16 protein-coding genes are annotated in these 16,454 nt (G+C 67.8%); 11 read left to right on the top strand and 5 right to left on the bottom strand.

Translation table 11 applies throughout. From position 1 onward, the window contains the following. Positions 1–50 precede the first annotated feature (50 nt). Complete coding sequence (locus ACIBG5_RS16610) at positions 51–797, bottom strand: hypothetical protein (RefSeq protein WP_396392373.1); 747 nt, start codon at positions 795–797, stop codon at positions 51–53. Positions 798–1,043: 246 nt separating this feature from the next. Here ACIBG5_RS16610 and ACIBG5_RS16605 point away from each other — a divergent pair, with 246 nt between their 5' ends. The 10 genes from ACIBG5_RS16605 (at position 1,044) to ACIBG5_RS16560 (ending at position 11,624) form a co-directional block, all read left to right on the top strand. Continuing rightward, positions 1,044–1,466 (top strand): MaoC family dehydratase N-terminal domain-containing protein, encoded by a 423-nt coding sequence (locus tag ACIBG5_RS16605; RefSeq protein ID WP_131361121.1) that lies wholly within the window; start codon positions 1,044–1,046, stop codon positions 1,464–1,466. A gap of 38 nt (positions 1,467–1,504) precedes the next feature. Beyond that, positions 1,505–1,870: a MaoC/PaaZ C-terminal domain-containing protein gene (locus ACIBG5_RS16600; protein WP_396392372.1), complete on the top strand. Its 366-nt coding sequence runs from the start codon at positions 1,505–1,507 to the stop codon at positions 1,868–1,870. Then, positions 1,867–2,892 carry a UDP-N-acetylmuramate dehydrogenase gene (locus ACIBG5_RS16595; protein WP_396392371.1) on the top strand — a complete coding sequence of 342 codons (1,026 nt, stop codon included), beginning with the start codon at positions 1,867–1,869 and terminating at the stop codon, positions 2,890–2,892. The genes ACIBG5_RS16600 and ACIBG5_RS16595 overlap by 4 nt, the downstream gene beginning before the upstream one ends. Positions 2,893–3,047: 155 nt before the next feature. Further along, on the top strand, positions 3,048–3,920 hold the full coding sequence (locus tag ACIBG5_RS16590; protein WP_396392370.1) for a DUF559 domain-containing protein: 873 nt from the start codon (positions 3,048–3,050) through the stop codon (positions 3,918–3,920). Positions 3,921–4,188: 268 nt separating this feature from the next. Continuing rightward, entirely contained in the window at positions 4,189–5,382 is a 1,194-nt protein-coding gene (locus ACIBG5_RS16585; RefSeq protein ID WP_396392369.1) for an ABC transporter substrate-binding protein, read from the top strand. After that, entirely contained in the window at positions 5,382–6,317 is a 936-nt protein-coding gene (locus ACIBG5_RS16580) for a carbohydrate ABC transporter permease (protein ID WP_396392368.1), read from the top strand. The genes ACIBG5_RS16585 and ACIBG5_RS16580 overlap by 1 nt, the downstream gene beginning before the upstream one ends. After that, on the top strand, positions 6,310–7,131 hold the full coding sequence (locus ACIBG5_RS16575) for a carbohydrate ABC transporter permease (RefSeq protein ID WP_396392367.1): 822 nt from the start codon (positions 6,310–6,312) through the stop codon (positions 7,129–7,131). The genes ACIBG5_RS16580 and ACIBG5_RS16575 overlap by 8 nt, the downstream gene beginning before the upstream one ends. Continuing rightward, the gene (locus tag ACIBG5_RS16570; protein WP_396392366.1) at positions 7,128–8,504 is read left to right on the top strand and encodes a hypothetical protein; all 1,377 of its coding nucleotides are present in this window, start codon (positions 7,128–7,130) and stop codon (positions 8,502–8,504) included. The genes ACIBG5_RS16575 and ACIBG5_RS16570 overlap by 4 nt, the downstream gene beginning before the upstream one ends. Positions 8,505–8,523: 19 nt before the next feature. Continuing rightward, a complete protein-coding gene (locus ACIBG5_RS16565; protein ID WP_360446767.1) occupies positions 8,524–9,399 on the top strand; it encodes a MurR/RpiR family transcriptional regulator in 876 nt (291 codons plus the stop codon). Positions 9,400–9,410: 11 nt separating this feature from the next. Then, positions 9,411–11,624: an FAD-dependent oxidoreductase gene (locus tag ACIBG5_RS16560; protein WP_396392365.1), complete on the top strand. Its 2,214-nt coding sequence runs from the start codon at positions 9,411–9,413 to the stop codon at positions 11,622–11,624. Between the two features lie 115 nt (positions 11,625–11,739). On the opposite strand, the gene ACIBG5_RS16555 is transcribed toward ACIBG5_RS16560, so the two are convergent. From ACIBG5_RS16555 to ACIBG5_RS16545, 3 genes are read right to left on the bottom strand one after another with little or no spacing between them, the layout of a single operon-like run. Next, entirely contained in the window at positions 11,740–12,273 is a 534-nt protein-coding gene (locus tag ACIBG5_RS16555; RefSeq protein ID WP_396392364.1) for a hypothetical protein, read from the bottom strand. Between the two features lie 26 nt (positions 12,274–12,299). Continuing rightward, positions 12,300–12,914 (bottom strand): 2'-5' RNA ligase family protein, encoded by a 615-nt coding sequence (locus ACIBG5_RS16550; protein WP_396392363.1) that lies wholly within the window; start codon positions 12,912–12,914, stop codon positions 12,300–12,302. Between the two features lie 11 nt (positions 12,915–12,925). Then, entirely contained in the window at positions 12,926–14,242 is a 1,317-nt protein-coding gene (locus tag ACIBG5_RS16545; RefSeq protein ID WP_396392362.1) for a hypothetical protein, read from the bottom strand. A 312-nt stretch (positions 14,243–14,554) separates the two neighbouring features. Between ACIBG5_RS16545 and ACIBG5_RS16540 the strand changes: the two genes are divergently transcribed. Next, entirely contained in the window at positions 14,555–15,055 is a 501-nt protein-coding gene (locus tag ACIBG5_RS16540) for a hypothetical protein (protein ID WP_396392361.1), read from the top strand. Here ACIBG5_RS16540 and ACIBG5_RS16535 read toward each other — a convergent pair. Further along, positions 15,052–16,422 carry a TrpB-like pyridoxal phosphate-dependent enzyme gene (locus ACIBG5_RS16535; protein WP_396392360.1) on the bottom strand — a complete coding sequence of 457 codons (1,371 nt, stop codon included), beginning with the start codon at positions 16,420–16,422 and terminating at the stop codon, positions 15,052–15,054. The genes ACIBG5_RS16540 and ACIBG5_RS16535 overlap by 4 nt on opposite strands. Between the last annotated feature and the right edge of the window lie 32 nt (positions 16,423–16,454).

The following is a 16,454-nucleotide window of genomic DNA, read 5'->3' as shown; positions in this document are numbered from 1 at the left end:
CCTTTCGCTGTGCCGTTTTCCCTGTGCCTGGACCGGCCCTTTCGTTGGACTCAGACCGTGAGGATCGGGCGGCCGCCCTCGTAGGCGGTCAGGCGCTCGTCGCGCGGAGTCAGGCAGCACGAGCCGCAGAGCGTGCCGGTGCCGACCTCGCTGGTGTAGTAGAGACAGCAGGTGTTCCGCAGGTAGACGAGCTTGCCGGCCGCTGTCTCGACCTCGCCCAGCCGGGCCAGGCCGCCCGGCGCCTTGGCGACGAACCTCTGCCAACGCTCCAGCAGGTACGTCGGTTCGACTGTCTCCTCCTCGCGAGTGGCGGCGCAGAACCCCATCGCGCAACCGGCCGCCACCCCACCGTGGAGCTGCCGGAGACCGGCCCGGGTGCGCCGGTGCAGTTCGGCGGACAGAGGTAAGAGGTGCTGGCGGAGGACTACGTCGTACAGGGTCTCCAGGCCGCCCGGGAGGTAGTCGGCCGACCGCACGGCGACGGCGGCGAGGCCGTGGCCGTCATGCGGGCGGACCCAGAGGTTGTGCGGGCGGATGTCCAGGACATGTCCCTCGAGGGCCCACAGCAGGAGCGCGGTCGCGGGGGCGCGGCCGGCGTAGAAGGACATCAAGCTGAGCGCGTTGGCAGGGGCGCTGCGGTGACCGCTGGCGTCGTTGTCGCGCTTGAGGAGCTCGGTGAGCTCGGGGCCGTCCGGCTCCAGAATCCGATCGACCCGAAGCCACTCGGAGCCTGTCGGCTCACCGATCTCCAGTTTGTACCGAGGCGCGTACCTGGCCAGCGCCGCCACTGCCGTCACGATCAACCTTCCCCAGTCAGGCTCACAGTGAGTGGGTGGCGGCACTCGGAGGAAGAGCGTACCTGCCAGTCCCATGCCTACTGCGCGGCACTCGGCACGGCACCTCGCCGCACTGGAGCAAAGGCCACGATGGAACCACATCGAGGCCTTCACTCCAGCACGCCGATGCACCGCACCGAGTACCTGCTCGCTACGGCATGGGACTGGCAGGCACGCTCTCGCAGTCTGCCAGTAGGCTCTTGCGATATGACGATCGACGCCACGATGGTCGGCCGGAGCTATGCGGCCGCCGAGTCCTACCAGGTGGGCCGGGAGAAGATCCGCGAGTTCGCCGACGCGATCGGCGACCCCAATCCGGCGTACCGGGGTGCCGATGCGGTCGCGCCGCCGACCTTCGCGTTCATGCTGGGCAGCCGGGCGCTGGAGCAGTTGCTGAGCGACGAGGAGCTCGGACTGCGGCTGGACCGGATCGTGCACGGCGCGCAGAAGTTCAGCTACACCCGCCCGATCAAGGCCGGCGACGACATCGCCGCGACCGCGACCATCACCACCGTGCGCAAGGCCGGTGACGTCGAGGTGATCATGTACGAGACCGCCCTGACCACCGTCGACGGCGAACCGATCGCCACCTCGACCTCCACGATCTCGCACAACCGGGCGGGCGCGTGAAGACCGCTTCACCGGGCCTCGAGCTGCCCCCGTTGACCGTGACGCTTCGACGTGACGACCTGGTCAGGTACGCCGGTGCCAGTGGTGACTTCAACCCGATCCACTGGAGTGACCGGATGGCCACCGCGCTCGGCCTGCCCGGCGTGATCGCGCACGGCATGCTCACGATGGCGACCGCGGTCCGCGTCGTCACCGACTGGCTGGACGACCCGGCTGACCTTGTGGAGTACGGCGTACGGTTCACCAAGCCGGTCGTCGTACCGGATGACGACAAGGGTGCGAGCGTGACGTTTTCGGCGAGGGCCGACAAGGTCGCCGACGGGCTGGCCGAGTTCGACATCACCGCGATCGCCGGCGAGGAGAAGGTGCTAGGCCGGGCCAGGGCGGTTGTGCGCGTCTCGTGACTACGCATGTACGTCTGGCCGACTTCACCACCCTGCGGATCGGAGGGTTGGCCGACAAGCTCGTCGAGGTCAGCACCGAGGACGACCTGATCACCGCGGTCCGCGACGCGGACGCCGCCGGGGAGCCGGTGCTGCTGCTGTCGGGCGGCAGCAACGTGGTGATCGGCGACGACGGCTTCCGCGGCACGGTGGTCAAGATCGCGACGCGTGGCATCCGCGTGGACGCTGACATGTGCTCCGGGGCAATGGTTCACATCGCCGCCGGTGAGGACTGGGATGTCGTCGTCCAGCGCGCGATCGCCGAGGAGTGGAGCGGACTCGAGTCGATGTCCGGCATCCCCGGGCTGACCGGGTCGACGCCGGTGCAGAACGTCGGCGCCTACGGTCACGAGGTGGCCGAGACGATCGCGTCGGTCCGCGTCTGGGACCGGGTCGACAACGCGGTTCGCACGATGTTCGCCGCCGACTGTGGGTTCAGCTACCGGAACTCGCGCTTCAAGGCCGACCCGTCGCGGTACGTCGTACTCGAGGTCACCTTCCAGTTGCCGCTCGGCGACCTGTCCGCGCCGGTCGGGTACGCCGAACTGGCCCGGGTACTGGATGTCGAGCCTGGGTCGCGGGCGCCGATGACCGACGTACGGGAAGCCGTGCTGGGGTTGCGGCGCAGCAAGGGCATGGTGCTGGACCCGGACGACCACGACACGTGGAGCGCCGGGTCGTTCTTCACCAACCCGATCCTGGACACGCCGGCCGACGTACCCGCGGGTGCGCCGCAGTGGCCCCAGCCCGACGGCCGCGTCAAGACCAGCGCCGCCTGGCTGATCGAACACGCCGGCGTCTCCAAGGGCTTCACGATCGGCTCCGCCGCCGTCTCCACCAAACACCCCCTCGCCCTCACCAACCGCGGCAACGCCACCGCCAAGGAACTCCTCTCCCTGGCCGCCCACGTCCGCAACCAGGTCCACCAAGCCTTCGCCATCACCCTCACCAACGAACCAGTCCTGGTGAACTGCACCCTCTGATCCGTGCCGAAGAACGGGTAGTAGTAGCGGAAACCCGGGCGCGGCGACCGGCCGCCCACCGTGATCCACAGGTCCGCGGGTGACTACTACCCGTCCGTCGGTACCCCTGTGGATGACGGCCGCCGGGAATCCGCTTAAGTCGGCAGGATTTCGGGGTGGAGTCCGTCGTCGAAGTGCTGGCCCGGTCGGGCGGCTGGGGAACTTTTGCCGAGCTGGTGAGAATGACGTCCCGGCGTGCACTGGCACGCGCGGTGCGTCACGGAGACGTGGAGCGGTTGACGCGCGGGATCTACGGACTCCCGGAGCTCGCCGGGGATCTCTCGACGGCCATCGCGTACGACGGAGTCCTGTCGCACACCAGCGCAGCGGCGGCTTGGCGGTTGCCGCTGCTCGTGACCCCACAGAAGCCGCACATCACCCTGCCCCTGAACCGCAACGCACGATCGGGTCCGCCCGCCGTTCTGCACTGGGCGGCTCTTCCAGCGGCTGACCGGCACCACCGACGCACCTCACTCCTGCGCACAGTCTCCGACTGTGTCCGGATTCTTCCGTTCGGCGAAGCCTTGGCTGTTGCTGACGCTGCGCTCGCGACCGGTCGGCTCAGTCGTGACGAGCTGGAGGCAGCCCTGCTGGCTCTGCGAGGTCAAGGGCGGCCGAATGCCGTCAGCGTCGCGGCGGCCGCCACCGGGCTGTCGCAGAGCTTCCTCGAGTCGATGCTGCGAAGTCTGCTGCTCGTGGCGGGCGTCGAGGGGTTCGAGCCGCAGGTACTGATCGACACCGGGTGCTTCCGCGCGCGGGTGGACCTGGGGCACAGGCAGGCTCGTGTCGCACTAGAGGCCGAGGGCTATGAATTTCACGGGTCGGCCACGGACTTCGCCGACGACTGCCGGCGGTACGACGAGTTGATCGCCGACGGATGGCTTGTCCTCAGGTTCACCTATCAGCAGGTGATCGGTGATCCGGAGTGGGTTCTGGCCACCGTGCGGAGTGCCCTGACGCAACGCCTCGGTGTACCGAGGAACGGGTAGTAGTCGTCCACCTGAGTGCTTGGGCGATAGCCGCAGGCGTGGAGGTCGCCTGGCCCGATCACTACTACCCGTTCGTCGGTCCGCTGAAAAAGATTTGCAGCTGCCTCTTCCCTGAGCTGGTTGGGCTCGCTAATCTTTTGCGAGATTCGATGGGAGGTGGGATGTGAGGCGAAAAAGATTTTCGCGGCGGGAGGTGCTGGCCGGGCTTGGTGCGGGGGCGCTGGCGACGGTGGTGCCCGGGTGCTCTGGTGGGGGAGCGCGGTCGGCTGTGCTGCAGGTCTGGGGTGGAGTGCCGGCCGCATCCGGGCCGGCGAACGTGGTCAAAGCATTCGAGCAGCGGTTCCCGCAGTACAAGGTGAACTACACGCGGTTCGTGAACGACGCCCGCGGCAATCTGAAGCTGGACACCGCGCTGCAGGGTGGTGTCGACATCGACGTGTACTTCACCTACTCGCCGGCGTCGCTCGCGCTCCGGGCCGGGTCCGGGCTGGCCGCGGACCTGACCGACCGGGTGACCCAGGACCCGCAACTGAAGGTGTTCCTCGACACCGATCAACCGCGGGCGTACCTCGACAACGGCCGGATCAAGGCGCTCGCCACCGCCCGTGAGCCGTTCTTCGTACTGCTCAACGAGAAGCTCCGGCAGCAGGCCGGCGTCGACCTTCCGCAGCAGTGGACGATCGACGAGTACCGCGAGACCGCGAAGAAGCTGACCACCGCGAAGACCATCGGCGCGTACACCGTCCCCGACGTGGCCCGGATCGCGCTCGGCCCGAACTACTGGTACGACGGCGATCGTTCGAACTTCGGTGATCCGCACTTCGAGCAGAGCTTCCGGATCGGCCAGGACATGATCCGGGAGGGGTCCGCGTTCCCGTGGACCGAGGTGCTCGCCCGGCACCTGGACTCGTACCAGCAGAACTCGTTCCTCGGCGAGGAGTTCCACCTCTGGTCGACCGCACCGTTCAACCTGCGGTACCTGTACGACCCGAAGAAGTTCCCGCACGACTTCAAGGTCTCGTTCGCGCCACCTCCGACCGTCGACGGCCAGGACTGGAACGGCGGCAGCTACAACAACTTCGTCATGGTCAACCCGAAGTCGCCGAAGGCCGAGGCGGCCTGGGAGTTCGTGAAGTTCTGGCTCACCGAGGGGTCCACGCCGATGCTCGCGGGCGGCAAGCTGCCGACGCTGGGCAACGTCACCGACGACCAGGTGCTCACCGGCATGCTCGGCAAGGAACCTGAGAAGTACTTCGACGTCGAGTCGTTCCGCCGTGTCGTCCTGGACGCGGAACCGAAGCTCGCCACCGACACCCGGCTGGCCGGGTTCCCCGAGATCACCCTCGCGGTGAAGCAGCAGAAGGACCTGTGCTGGCTCGGCGAGAAGGATCCCGGCGCGGCGATCCGTGAGGTACGCCGGGTCGCCGATGCCGCGATCGCCCGGAACGAGAGGAGTTCCTGATGGCCACCGCCACCGTCGTCGCAGCGGAACGGACCACGGTCCGGGCCGATCCGGGTCCCGGGATCAAGCCGAAGGGCTGGATCGGGCTGCTGTTCATCGCGCCCAACCTGCTCGGCGTCATCGCGTTCACGCTGATCCCGCTGATCAGCGTGATCGTGCTCGCCTTCACCGACTGGAACCTGGTGTCCGGCCTCGGCGGCATCAAGTTCAATGGTCTCGACAACTTCATCGCCATTGCCCGCGACCCCGGCTTCTGGAGCGCGGTCGGCCTGACCCTCGTCTACGTCGGAGTGTCCGTTCCGCTGACCGTGATCCTCGGACTGGGCCTCGGGATCGCGCTCAACCGCCCGCTGCCCGGTCGCGCCGTACTCCGGGCGATCTTCTTCCTGCCGTACATCGTCAACATCGTCGCGATCGGCATGACCTGGCTGATGCTGATGAACCCGAAGGCCGGCCTGGTCAACCAGGTGCTCGACGTCTTCGGGCTGCAACCGGGCTGGTTCGCCTCATCGCACTGGGCGCTGCCGGCGCTGATCGTGATGGCGGTGTGGGGTGGCGTCGGCTACTGCTCGCTGATCTACCTATCCGCGCTGCAGGACGCGCCGCGGCAGCTGTACGAGGCGGCCGACATCGACGGCGCGGGAATCTGGGCGAAGTTCCGCGTGATCACCTGGCCGTCGTTGCTGCCGACAACGATCTTCCTGCTGGTGACGCTGATCATCGGTGCGTCGCAGGGCTTCGGCCTGATCGCGTTGATCACCGCCGGCGGACCGGGCGACTCGACCACGACGATCTCCTACTACATGTACCAGACGGGCTTTCAGTTCTACCGGTTCGGCTATGCCTCGGCGACCGGCCTGGTGACCTTCGTCGGTGTACTGGTGCTGACCCTGGTGACCTGGCGGGCCCAGCGAGGGAGGGCTCTGCATGACTAACCGCGCCAAGTGGTACTGGGGGATCCCGCTGTGGATCCTCGCGATCGCCTTCCTCGCGCCGTTCGCATGGATGCTGTCGACCGCGCTCAAGCAGGACGTGGACGCGTACAAGATCCCGATGCAGTGGATCCCGGATCCGTTCCAGTGGGACAACTTCAGCACGGTACTGAGCGGTGCCACCTCGGTGCTGCCGGCGTTCGGGCGGTCGGTGTTCGTCGCCGTACTGCGGGTCGCCGGGGAACTGATCACCGCGACGATGGCCGGCTACGCGTTCGCGCGGATGTCGTTCAAGGGCCGGGACAAGCTGTTCCTGGTCTACCTGGCGACCGCGATCATCCCGGCCCAGTTGCTGCTGGTACCGCGGTTCATCTACTTCCAGAAGCTCGGGCTCTACGACACATTGTGGGCGCTCATCCTGCCTGGCATGTTCACGGTGCTCGGGACCTTCCTGATGCGGCAGTTCTTCGTCAGTCAGCCGGCCGAGTTCGCCGAAGCGGCCCGGATGGACGGCGCGAACGAGTGGCGGGTGTTCACCCGGATCTACTTGCCGTTGGCAACACCGGTGATCAGTGCACTCGGCATCCTCGCGTTCGTTTGGTCCTGGAACGACTACGAGACGCCGCTGGTGCTGATCAGCAACCCGGAGCGCTACACCCTGCCGCTCAGCCTGACCAACTTCGTCGACGAGCAGGGGCAGATCGCACCGGGTCTGACCATGGCAGCCTCGGTGATCTCGATCGTCCCGGTGCTGATCGTCTTCGTCGTCCTGCAACGCCGCTTCATCGCGGCCATGACTCACACAGGGATCAAATGATCAACGTCTCAGGTGTCTTCCCGGATCTCGCGCAGGTCGGCGACTTCGGTCCGCCACGCAGCGAGCTCGGCGTCGGTTCGCTGATGCCGTGGAACGGGAAGCTCTACGTCCAGAACTACAACTCCCACAAGGCGCCGTCCGGTGCCGGCGTCAGCCTCCGGCGGATCGACGCCGACCTGTCGATGGAGATCGTCGCCGAGACCCTCGGTGTGGACGGCACCTACACCAACCGATTCGTGCACTTCCCGACGTCGCAGCTGGTCCTCGGGCCGCACGTGATCAGTGCCGACCACAAGATCGTCACGATCCCCGAGCTCCAGCCGCTCCGGGTCTGCGGTACGTCGCGGCACCTGACCAAGCCGGACACCCACGTGTATGTGCTGGCGATGGAAGGTGAGCTGCTCGAGCTGGACCTGACGACGTACGAGTGCACGCAGCTCTTCGACCTCAACGACGAGCTCGGCACGGACGGCGAGATGAAGGTCCACTACAAGGACTGCTACACGTCGTTCGGCCGGCTCGTCGTCTGCTCCAACGAGTACGCCGAGCCCGAGTGGGAAGGCGTTCGGTCGCGCGGGCGGCTCGCGGAGTACGACGGCCAATCGTGGAAGGTACTGCGAGAGGACCCGTACACCGCGATCGGTGGGCGGCACGAGTTCGGCGGGACTATCTTCGCGACCGGATGGGACCGGGCGTCGGCAATCCTCGAGGTGTTCACGGAGGCCGAGCAGAAGTGGACGCGGTACCGGCTGCCGAAGGCGTCGCACTGCTTCGACCACAAGTGGCAGACCGAGTGGCCGCGGATCCGGGAGGTCGAGCACGAGCGGCTCCTGCTCGACCACCACGGCATGTTCTACGAACTGTCGCCTTGGGCGTACGGCGGCCGGATCTGGGGCGTGCGGCCGATCTCGACCCATCTGTGGGTGCTGGGTGACTTCTGTTCCTGGCGCGGCATGCTCGTCGCCGGTGCGGACAACGCCTCGCCGAGTCACGGACTCAACCCGACCACGGCCGAGCCGCAGTCCGGGCTGTGGTTCGGGAAGACGGATGACCTGTGGAGCTTCGGCAAGCCGGCCGGGTGGGGTGGCCCGTGGTGGGAGACGCCGGTCGCCGCCGGGGTGCCGTCGGATCCGTATCTGATGACGGGCTTCGATGGGAAGTGCCTGCATCTGGAGAACTTCTCGGCCGATCCGATCACGATCACTGTCGAGATCGACTTCCACGGGCACGGGCGCTTCGGGGCGGTCACGGAATTGACGGTCGAGCCGGGGCAGATCCGGACGCACGTGTTCCCATCCGGGTTCAGCGCGCACTGGGTGCGGGTCGTCAGCGACACCGACGGTGTGGCGAGTGCCCAGTTCGTCTATACGTGATGATCGCGGAATGGGAGACATGGAGAGAGCTGACAGTCCGAGCCCGTTGCAGCTGGTCAAGCGCGCCCTGCCGGAGCTGAACGGTGCGATGCAGCGGGTCGCCGAGCACATCCAGGCGAACCCGGACGAGGTCGCGCGCGGGTCGATCACCAAGCTCGCCGAGGCCGCGCAGACCTCGGCGGCGACGGTGACCCGGTTGTCGACGCACCTCGGGTTCGCCGGGTACCCCGCACTCCGGGCTGCCCTCGCGATGGAGGTCGGCCGCGGGATCGAGGCCGGCTGGGCGAGTGACATCGGGATGGCGATCGGTCCGGCGGACCCGCCCGAACAGGTGCTCAACGTGCTGGCCAGTACCCAGGCCAACGCTCTCCGCAACGCGCTGGCGTCGATCGACCTGGCGGCTGCCGCCCGGGTCGCCGATTCCATCGCGGGCGCACGACGTACCCATATCTATGGGGAGTGGGGAGACGCGATCCCGGCCCGCGAGCTGTACATCCGGTTGCTGCGGATCGGGATCCCGGTGTGGTTCTTCGACGGACCGCAGGCCGGGTCGATCGGCAGCGGGTTGCTGGAATCCGGGGACGTCGCGCTGGTCGTGACCCGGCAGGGGAACGATCCGGCCACGCTGGAGTTCATCAAGCGCTCCAAGGCCGGGGGCGCGCTGACGGTCGCGATCACCGGGGTCGCGGACTCGCCGATCGGCCGGGTGGCGGAGGTCGTCTTCGACACCGGTACGCCGGTCGGTGGGACCTGGACCGAGTTCTTCGCCGGGCGGGCCAGTGACACCTTGACCGCCGGCCTGCTGTTCGTCCTGGTCGCGCAGCGCGTCCCGGACCACCTCACGGCCAACCACCCGAACGGGCCCGGACAACCCGTCATCACACCTGACAGCTGAAAGGTTCCTGCATGCAGCAGCTCGAAATCCAGACCGATCTGACCGTCGTCGGCGGAGGGCTCGCCGGTATCTGCGCCGCGATCGGCGCGGCCCGGCAGGGGAGCACGGTGGCGCTGGTCCAGAACCGGCCGGTGCTCGGCGGCAACTCCTCCAGCGAGGTGCGGGTGTGGGTGTGCGGCGCGACCGCGCACGGTGTCCAGCACTTCGCCCGGGAGACCGGGATCATGGGCGAGCTGTTCGTGGAGAACCAGTACCGCAACCCCGAGGGAAATCCTTACTACTGGGATCTCGTGCTGCTGGAGGCGGTCCGCGCGGAGCCCCGGATCCAGCTGTTCCTGAACACCGACGTACGGACCGTCGAGGCTTCTGCCGGGGAGATCCGGTCGGTGACCGGATGGCAGATGGGGTCGGAGAAGGAGATCCGGTTCGTCAGCCCGGCGTACGCCGACTGCTCGGGCGACGGCCTGATCGGGTTGCTCGCGGGAGCGGAGTACCGGACCGGACGCGAGCCGCGGTCGATGTACGACGAGTCGTGGGCGCCGGACGTACCGGACAACGACACGCTCGGCAGCACGCTCCTCTTCTACACGAAGGACACCGGCGCACCGGTGCGGTTCGTGCCGCCGTCGTTCGCGCGCGACATCACCGAGACCGCGATCCCGGATCGCCGCGTGATCCGGTCGGATCTGAACGGATGCGCGTACTGGTGGATCGAGTGGGGTGGAGAGCTCGACGTCGTCGACGACAACGAGGCGATCCGGGACGAACTGCAGGCGGTCGTCTACGGGATCTGGAACTACATCAAGAACTCGGGGCGGTTCGACGCGGACAACCTGACCCTGGAGTGGATCGGGTCGGTGCCGGGCAAGCGCGAGTACCGCCGGTTCCTCGGTGATCACGTGCTGACGCAGCACGACGTACTCGGGCAGACGCTGTTCGAGGATCGGGTCGCGTTCGGTGGCTGGTCGATCGATCTGCACCCGCCTGGTGGGGTCTATGCGAGCGAGCGCGGGTCGAAGCACTGGCATCCGGATGGGAACTACCACATTCCGCTGCGGTCGCTGTACTCGCGGAGTGTGCGCAATCTGTGGATGGCTGGCCGGAACATCAGTGCGAGTCACGTCGCGTTCGGCACGACTCGGGTGATGGCGACCTGCGCGATTCTGGGGGAGGCGGCCGGCATCGGGGCTGCTGTTGCCCTGCGCAACGGTTTGTCTCCGCGTGAGTTGGCTTCCTCGCGCTTCGAGTTGATGCGGCATGCGCTCACTCGTGCCGATGGCTCCGTCCTCGGTGTCGTAGACGATGATCCGGCCAACCTTGCTCTGCGGGCCGCTGTCACGGCGTCGTCGACGCTGACTCAGCCGACTGTCGAGGTCTCGTCCGGCACGTTGCCGTTGGACGCCGATATCGCGATGGTCGTGCCGGTCGATCCTGCGCTGGATCGTCTGGAGCTGTTGGTCGACGCTGCCGAAGACGCCGTACTGACCGTCGAGCTGCACGATCCGGTGAACCCGCAGAACTATCTGCCGTTGGCGTTGATCGACTCGCGCTCTGTGCCCGTGGCCGCGGGGGAGAAGCGGTGGATCGACGTACCTGTCGACTATCGTCCGGACCACCCCGGCAACGTGATCGTGGTCCTCAAGCAGAACGCCTCTGTCTCCGTCCATACAGCGGCGACGGGGTTGCCCGGGATGATCTACTTCGCGCATCGCGACCCGTCGCCTGATGAGCAGTGGACCGAACAGTTCCGCGCCTGGAAGCACATCCTGCCGCGGGCTGGTCTGTGCCTTCGCCTGGGGGAGACGTCGGCGTACGCACCGGAGAAGGTGATCGGCAGCTACTCCCGCCCGTACGGCGGCCCGAACCTCTGGTCCTCCGAAGACCTCGCCTGGGACCCCGACCCGTGGATCGAACTCAGCTGGTCCGCACCCGTGGATGTCTCCGAGGTTGTCGTGATCCTCGACGACGACGTCGAGGAGGACCTCATCAACCTCCACCACCACCGCACGCCCTTCACATCGCTCCCGACCCTCCTCGAGTCCTACACCCTCGAGGCTCGCAACAGAACCGCCGACTGGCACCCCATCGCCACCGTCACCAACAACCACCACCGAACCCACCGCCACCCCCTCCCCACCCCGACCCCCATCACCCACCTCCGCCTAAAACCCCACACCACCAACGGCTCCCCCCGAGCCCACGTAACCTCCCTCCGCGCCTACTGATCCTGCTGGCGACGCGACCGGAGTTGCCGGTAGAGTTGTCGGTGCCCAGGGCAATAGCTTGTGGGAAGTGAACCCGGCAGCCATCCGGACGGTTGGTGAGCCGGGTTCCGCGCGTTCAGACGGGTCGGGTCGTGCAGGACTCGCGAACCTGCTCGCGCCATTCACCGCCCTTGGCCCACGCCCAGACCAGCGCGTCCGGGATCCACAGCAGTGGATCCAGATGTGGCGCCAGCAGTTCGTACTGAAGTGTCTCGACACAGTCATAGATCCTGACCGCGTGGTACAGCGTCTGCCGGTCGAAGTCCAGGGTGGATTCGTCGCGCTCCACCACGAGCCGCTCGCCGGTCCGTGCAGCATCTCGCACGATCGCGGTCAGGCAGCGCCGTCGGCTCTCGACGTCGGCTCGCGGTGTGGCGTAGAGGTTAGTGGCTGTGTCGAGCTCGGTGATGGCGGCGAGGATCTTGCGTTGCCGCGCAGGGGACTCCTTCTGGAAGTGAATCCTGCGCTGGCCGGGCATCAGAAGTCCGGCGAGAGTGCGGCGGTTGATGCTCACCGCCGAGGCCGGGCAGCTCGCGGCGGCCATGAGAAGGCCGCGGGTCTTGTTCTCGTCGACGAAGGTGTGAATGCGGGCGCGAGGTCGGGGCGGCATGGGTGGTGGGCGCTCGGGCCCGTGCGTCAGTCCAGGGGGATCGTCTCGAGGGGGGTCCAGTGGTAGAGGTGGTGGGTTCTGGTGAGGGACAGGAGGGTGAGGGTGGTGATGGAGAGGGCGGTTGAGCGGGGTGGGTGGTTGAGGATGCGGGTGGTGATGGGGGCCGCGGGGGCCGGGTGGTTGCAGTAGGCGATGGTGATGTGGGGGTTGAGCTCGGGGAGTTCGGGGACGGCGTCGTCGCCCCAGACGTCGGTGATGGCGGCTCGGGTGAGGTCGCGGAGGTGCTGGAGCGGTTCGATCGGGCGGACCGGGAGTTGGATGGACTCGCGGTCGAGGACGGCCGGGCCGATGCCGACCGGGAACGAGCCGAGGCGGGTGACCCGGTGACGAGTGGCCTTGACGATGTCCGCCAGGTCGGATTCCGGCACCCGGTCGGTGAAGCCGATGCCCTGCAGGGTGAGGTGCAACCACTCCAGCGGCACGGGCGTGAAGCCGGGGAGGTCGTCGACCAGCTCGGCGTACGACGCATGCAACGCGGCCATCTCCGATCGGTCCGCGAACGTGATGTGCCAGGTGTAGAAGGAACGGTCGGCGCGCCAACCGGGACGCCAGTACCAGTGGTCGTGGACTTCTTCGAACATTGACGGGCCTCTCATTTGCTCGGGGTCGCCCTGCTGGCGGGATGACGGGTGAAGACGCGGATGGAGTCGTGCAGCGCGCGAGCCTTCGGATCGGTCGCGTGCCGGCTGAGGCGGGTGAGGGCGGCGACCTCGCTGATGCGATGGATCAACGGACGCACCCGGTACTCGACCGGTGTGGTCAGCACGACCGACACCGCCTCCGTCGCGCCGTCCAGATCACCGAGCTGCAAATGTGCCTTGGCCTGCTGGAGCCGGACCATCCGTTCCGAACCGAAGTTGCGTACCGCGTGTGGCGCCGCCTCGAACTGCGCGATGCCGCGATCCGCGTGCTCGAGGGTGCGCTGTGCTTCGCCCAGCGCCAGGTGCGTGTCGGACCAGATGCCTTCCGCGCGTTCCGGCGTACAGAGGAAAGGGCCACCGAGCTCCGGTACGTCGGTGCGGACCGTTGTGCGCTTCGCGATCGTGAGAGCCTCGCGGGCCTCGGCGTGACGGCCGGTCCGGGCGAGATCGACCGCAGCGACGCTGGCCAGGAACAGTGTCGAACTACCGGTCGCGTACCGCAGTCCGTCCTGCGCGTACGTCGTCGCCCGGGCGAAGTCGTCCTGCCAGAACGCAGCGGTGTGCTGCGTCGCGCGCACCCAGGCTCGCAAGTCGTCGCTCTCGGCGGCCTCGGCACAGGCCCAGGCGGTCCGGGTGTGGCTCTCGGCGACATCCGGGCGGCCGAGGTCGACCGAGATCCAGGCCAGCAGGGTCAGCGCCCAGCCGCCCGCGGCGTACAGGTCGCGGGTCTGGCTCGGCGGCTGCCGGCCGGCGAGGAGTCGGAACGCGCGGTCCCGGATCGCCCGGGCGCGGATGTACAGCGGTCTGGTCGGCGTGCGCAGGTACTGCTGGGTGATGCGCACGATGTCGGCGTGCAGCTGTTCGACGGTCAGGTCGCCGACATTCGACTCCTCGGCGAGGGCGAGGAGCGCGACCGACTCGTCGCCGGCCTGCACCAGGTCGTCCTCGAGCCCGAGCATCGAGCTGGTCCCCGGCTCCGGATCCGTGCCGGCCAGGCCGCCGGGCGCGACGAATCCGAGGTCGGCGTCGTCGACCACGTTCAGGACAAACCGCAGGCCGGCCCGGTAGGCCGCTCCGGGCCAGCGGACGGCGCCGCGTTCGAGCTTCGCGATGTAGTGCCCGTCGAGCTCGTACTTCGTCTCGGTCGTCTCCCACAGCCAGCCGCAGACCGCCTCCGCGAGCTCGGCCCGGGACATCTGCTCACCGGGCGCTCGGCGGGAAGGAGTGCGTTCGCGGGCGGTGCGGAGGAGTTCGTTCGGGTCTGGCATGGCGGTAACTGTAGGTGTCCGCGCACCCTCTGTGAGGTCGAAGACGAGGGCTGTGGATGATCTGCCCCAGGTTGCCCCGGAATGCCCCGAGATGCCCCGGATTTCTCGCGCTGTAAGGGGTTTCCGGGTGGTGCGCCTGGTCGGCGGGCGGCGAACCGGGGCAGATCGGTGGTCGAGGAGCTCGTAGCTGAGCGTGCATGGCCGGGGCAGACAGGGGCAGGTCGGGGCAGATGCCGGACCGGCTGGCCGCCCATGCGGAGGATCGGCCTCCGAGTGCCCCGAACCTCCGACTCAGGACACTAGGGTGGGCGGATGGCCGAGGAAGCGGTGACGACCTTGCGGGCGGAACTCGCCCGGTTCGAGCGGGCCGACGAAGGGTTCGCCTTGCTGGAGGTGTTCCTGGAGGTGGCGCGACCTTGGCTGGGGCCTGTCGTCCTCGACCCGGTGGAGTTGCGGTTGCCGGACGAGATCACCCACGACCGGCAGCTGGTGCTCGGGCTGATCGACGGGATCGAGGCCGAGCCGCGGCAAGGGCGCGTGGTGGAGCGGGTGTTCGACGTGGAGGACGCACAGGCACGGTGGGACTACGTCCGGCTGGCCTATTGCGCCCAGCAGGCGACCATCTGGAGCGCCAAGCGACGTACGACGTACTTCGAGGTCATGGACCAGAGCAGGGCGACCTACTGGCTCCCGGACAGTCTCAAGGCGGCGTACTTCGATGCGGTGCAGGCCAGGGGGTGGGCCGTCCCGGCGGACTGGCTGGAAGCCGTCGCCAAGCGGCCCAAACCCTGGTGGAAGCGCGGTAGGCGCTAGCTCAGAACGGGCAGGTGGGTGAGAGCCTGGGCGACCGCGGCCTGGATATCAGCGTCGTCCCAGGAACGGTCTGTCATCGCACCGCTGAGGTAGGCGTCGTACGCCGCCAGGTCCAGGTGGCCATGACCGCAGAGAGCGGTGAGGATGACCTTCTCCTCGCCGGACTCCTTGCAGCGTTGGGCTTCCTCGATCGCCGCGGCCAGAGCGTGCGTCGGCTCGGGCGCCGGCACGATGCCTTCGGTGCGGGCGAACTGCAGACCCGCGGCGAAGCACTCGGACTGCGGCTTGGCGACCGCCTCGATCTCGCCGGTCTCGTACAGGTGGCTGATCAACGGGCTCATCCCGTGGTACCGCAGACCGCCGGCGTGGATCGGGTCCGGGATGAAGTCGTGGCCGAGGGTGTGCATCTTCATCAGCGGCGTCATCCCGATCGTGTCGCCGAAGTCGTACGCGTACGTCCCTTGAGTCAGCGACGGGCACGCGGCCGGCTCGACCGCGCGGACGGTCGGCGACATCCGCCCGGCCCACTTCTCCCGGAGGAACGGGAACGCCAGGCCGCCGAAGTTCGACCCGCCACCGGTGCAGCCGACCAGCAGGTCCGCCGTCTCACCAACCATCGCGAGCTGGATCAGCGCTTCCTCGCCGATGATCGTCTGGTGCAGCAGCACGTGGTTGAGCACCGAGCCCAGCGCATAGTGCACAGACTCGTCCTGAAGGGCGGACTCGACCGCCTCACTGATCGCGATGCCGAGCGATCCAGGCGACTCCGGGTCCTCCGCCAGGATCTTCCGGCCGGCCTCGGTGAGCTCCGACGGACTCGGGTGGACGGTCGCGCCGAAGACCTCCATCATCGTCCGGCGGTACGGCTTCTGGTCGTACGACGCCCGCACCTGCCAGACCTCGCACTCCAGCCCGTACTGCGCGCAGGCGAAGGCGAGTGCTGTGCCCCACTGACCGGCGCCGGTCTCGGTGGTGAGCTTCCGGACACCGGACTTGGCGTTGTAGTAGGCCTGCGGGACCGCCGTGTTCGGCTTGTGCGAGCCGGCCGGCGAGACACCTTCGTACTTGTAGTAGATCCGCGCCGGGGTGTCGAGCGCCTTCTCCAGTCGGTGCGCCCGGTAGAGCGGGCTGGGTCGCCACAGCCGGTACACATCGAGCACCTCGCCCGGGATGTCGACGTACTGGTCCTGTGAGACCTCCTGCAGGATCAGGTCCATCGGGAACAGCGGCGCGAGATCGTCCGGCCCCACTGGTTGCCCCGTCCCCGGATGCAGCACCGGCGGCGGGGGCGTGGGGAGGTCGTGCAGCACGTTGTACCAACGGGTCGGAAGCTCGTCCTCTGGGAGCAGGATCTTGGTCGGCGTCATGTACGCAACGTAATTCCCGCCCGCAGGCCCGG

Source organism: Kribbella sp. NPDC050241 (assembly GCF_044459685.1).
In the GTDB taxonomy this organism is placed as follows: domain Bacteria; phylum Actinomycetota; class Actinomycetes; order Propionibacteriales; family Kribbellaceae; genus Kribbella.
The sequence above is the reverse complement of the archived record's forward strand: the minus strand, read 5'-3'. Positions and strand labels throughout refer to the sequence as shown.

What these genes read in the sequence shown, in the direction of transcription:
- ACIBG5_RS16605 (WP_131361121.1), top strand. Translation starts at nt 1,044, where the DNA reads ATGACGATCGACGCCACGATGGTCGGCCGGAGCTATGCGGCCGCCGAG.
- ACIBG5_RS16580 (WP_396392368.1), top strand. Translation starts at nt 5,382, where the DNA reads ATGGCCACCGCCACCGTCGTCGCAGCGGAACGGACCACGGTCCGGGCC.
- ACIBG5_RS16575 (WP_396392367.1), top strand. Translation starts at nt 6,310, where the DNA reads ATGACTAACCGCGCCAAGTGGTACTGGGGGATCCCGCTGTGGATCCTC.
- ACIBG5_RS16570 (WP_396392366.1), top strand. Translation starts at nt 7,128, where the DNA reads ATGATCAACGTCTCAGGTGTCTTCCCGGATCTCGCGCAGGTCGGCGAC.
- ACIBG5_RS16565 (WP_360446767.1), top strand. Translation starts at nt 8,524, where the DNA reads ATGGAGAGAGCTGACAGTCCGAGCCCGTTGCAGCTGGTCAAGCGCGCC.
- ACIBG5_RS16560 (WP_396392365.1), top strand. Translation starts at nt 9,411, where the DNA reads ATGCAGCAGCTCGAAATCCAGACCGATCTGACCGTCGTCGGCGGAGGG.
- ACIBG5_RS16555 (WP_396392364.1), bottom strand. Translation starts at nt 12,273, where the DNA reads ATGCCGCCCCGACCTCGCGCCCGCATTCACACCTTCGTCGACGAGAAC.
- ACIBG5_RS16550 (WP_396392363.1), bottom strand. Translation starts at nt 12,914, where the DNA reads ATGTTCGAAGAAGTCCACGACCACTGGTACTGGCGTCCCGGTTGGCGC.
- ACIBG5_RS16545 (WP_396392362.1), bottom strand. Translation starts at nt 14,242, where the DNA reads ATGCCAGACCCGAACGAACTCCTCCGCACCGCCCGCGAACGCACTCCT.
- ACIBG5_RS16540 (WP_396392361.1), top strand. Translation starts at nt 14,555, where the DNA reads ATGGCCGAGGAAGCGGTGACGACCTTGCGGGCGGAACTCGCCCGGTTC.
- ACIBG5_RS16535 (WP_396392360.1), bottom strand. Translation starts at nt 16,422, where the DNA reads ATGACGCCGACCAAGATCCTGCTCCCAGAGGACGAGCTTCCGACCCGT.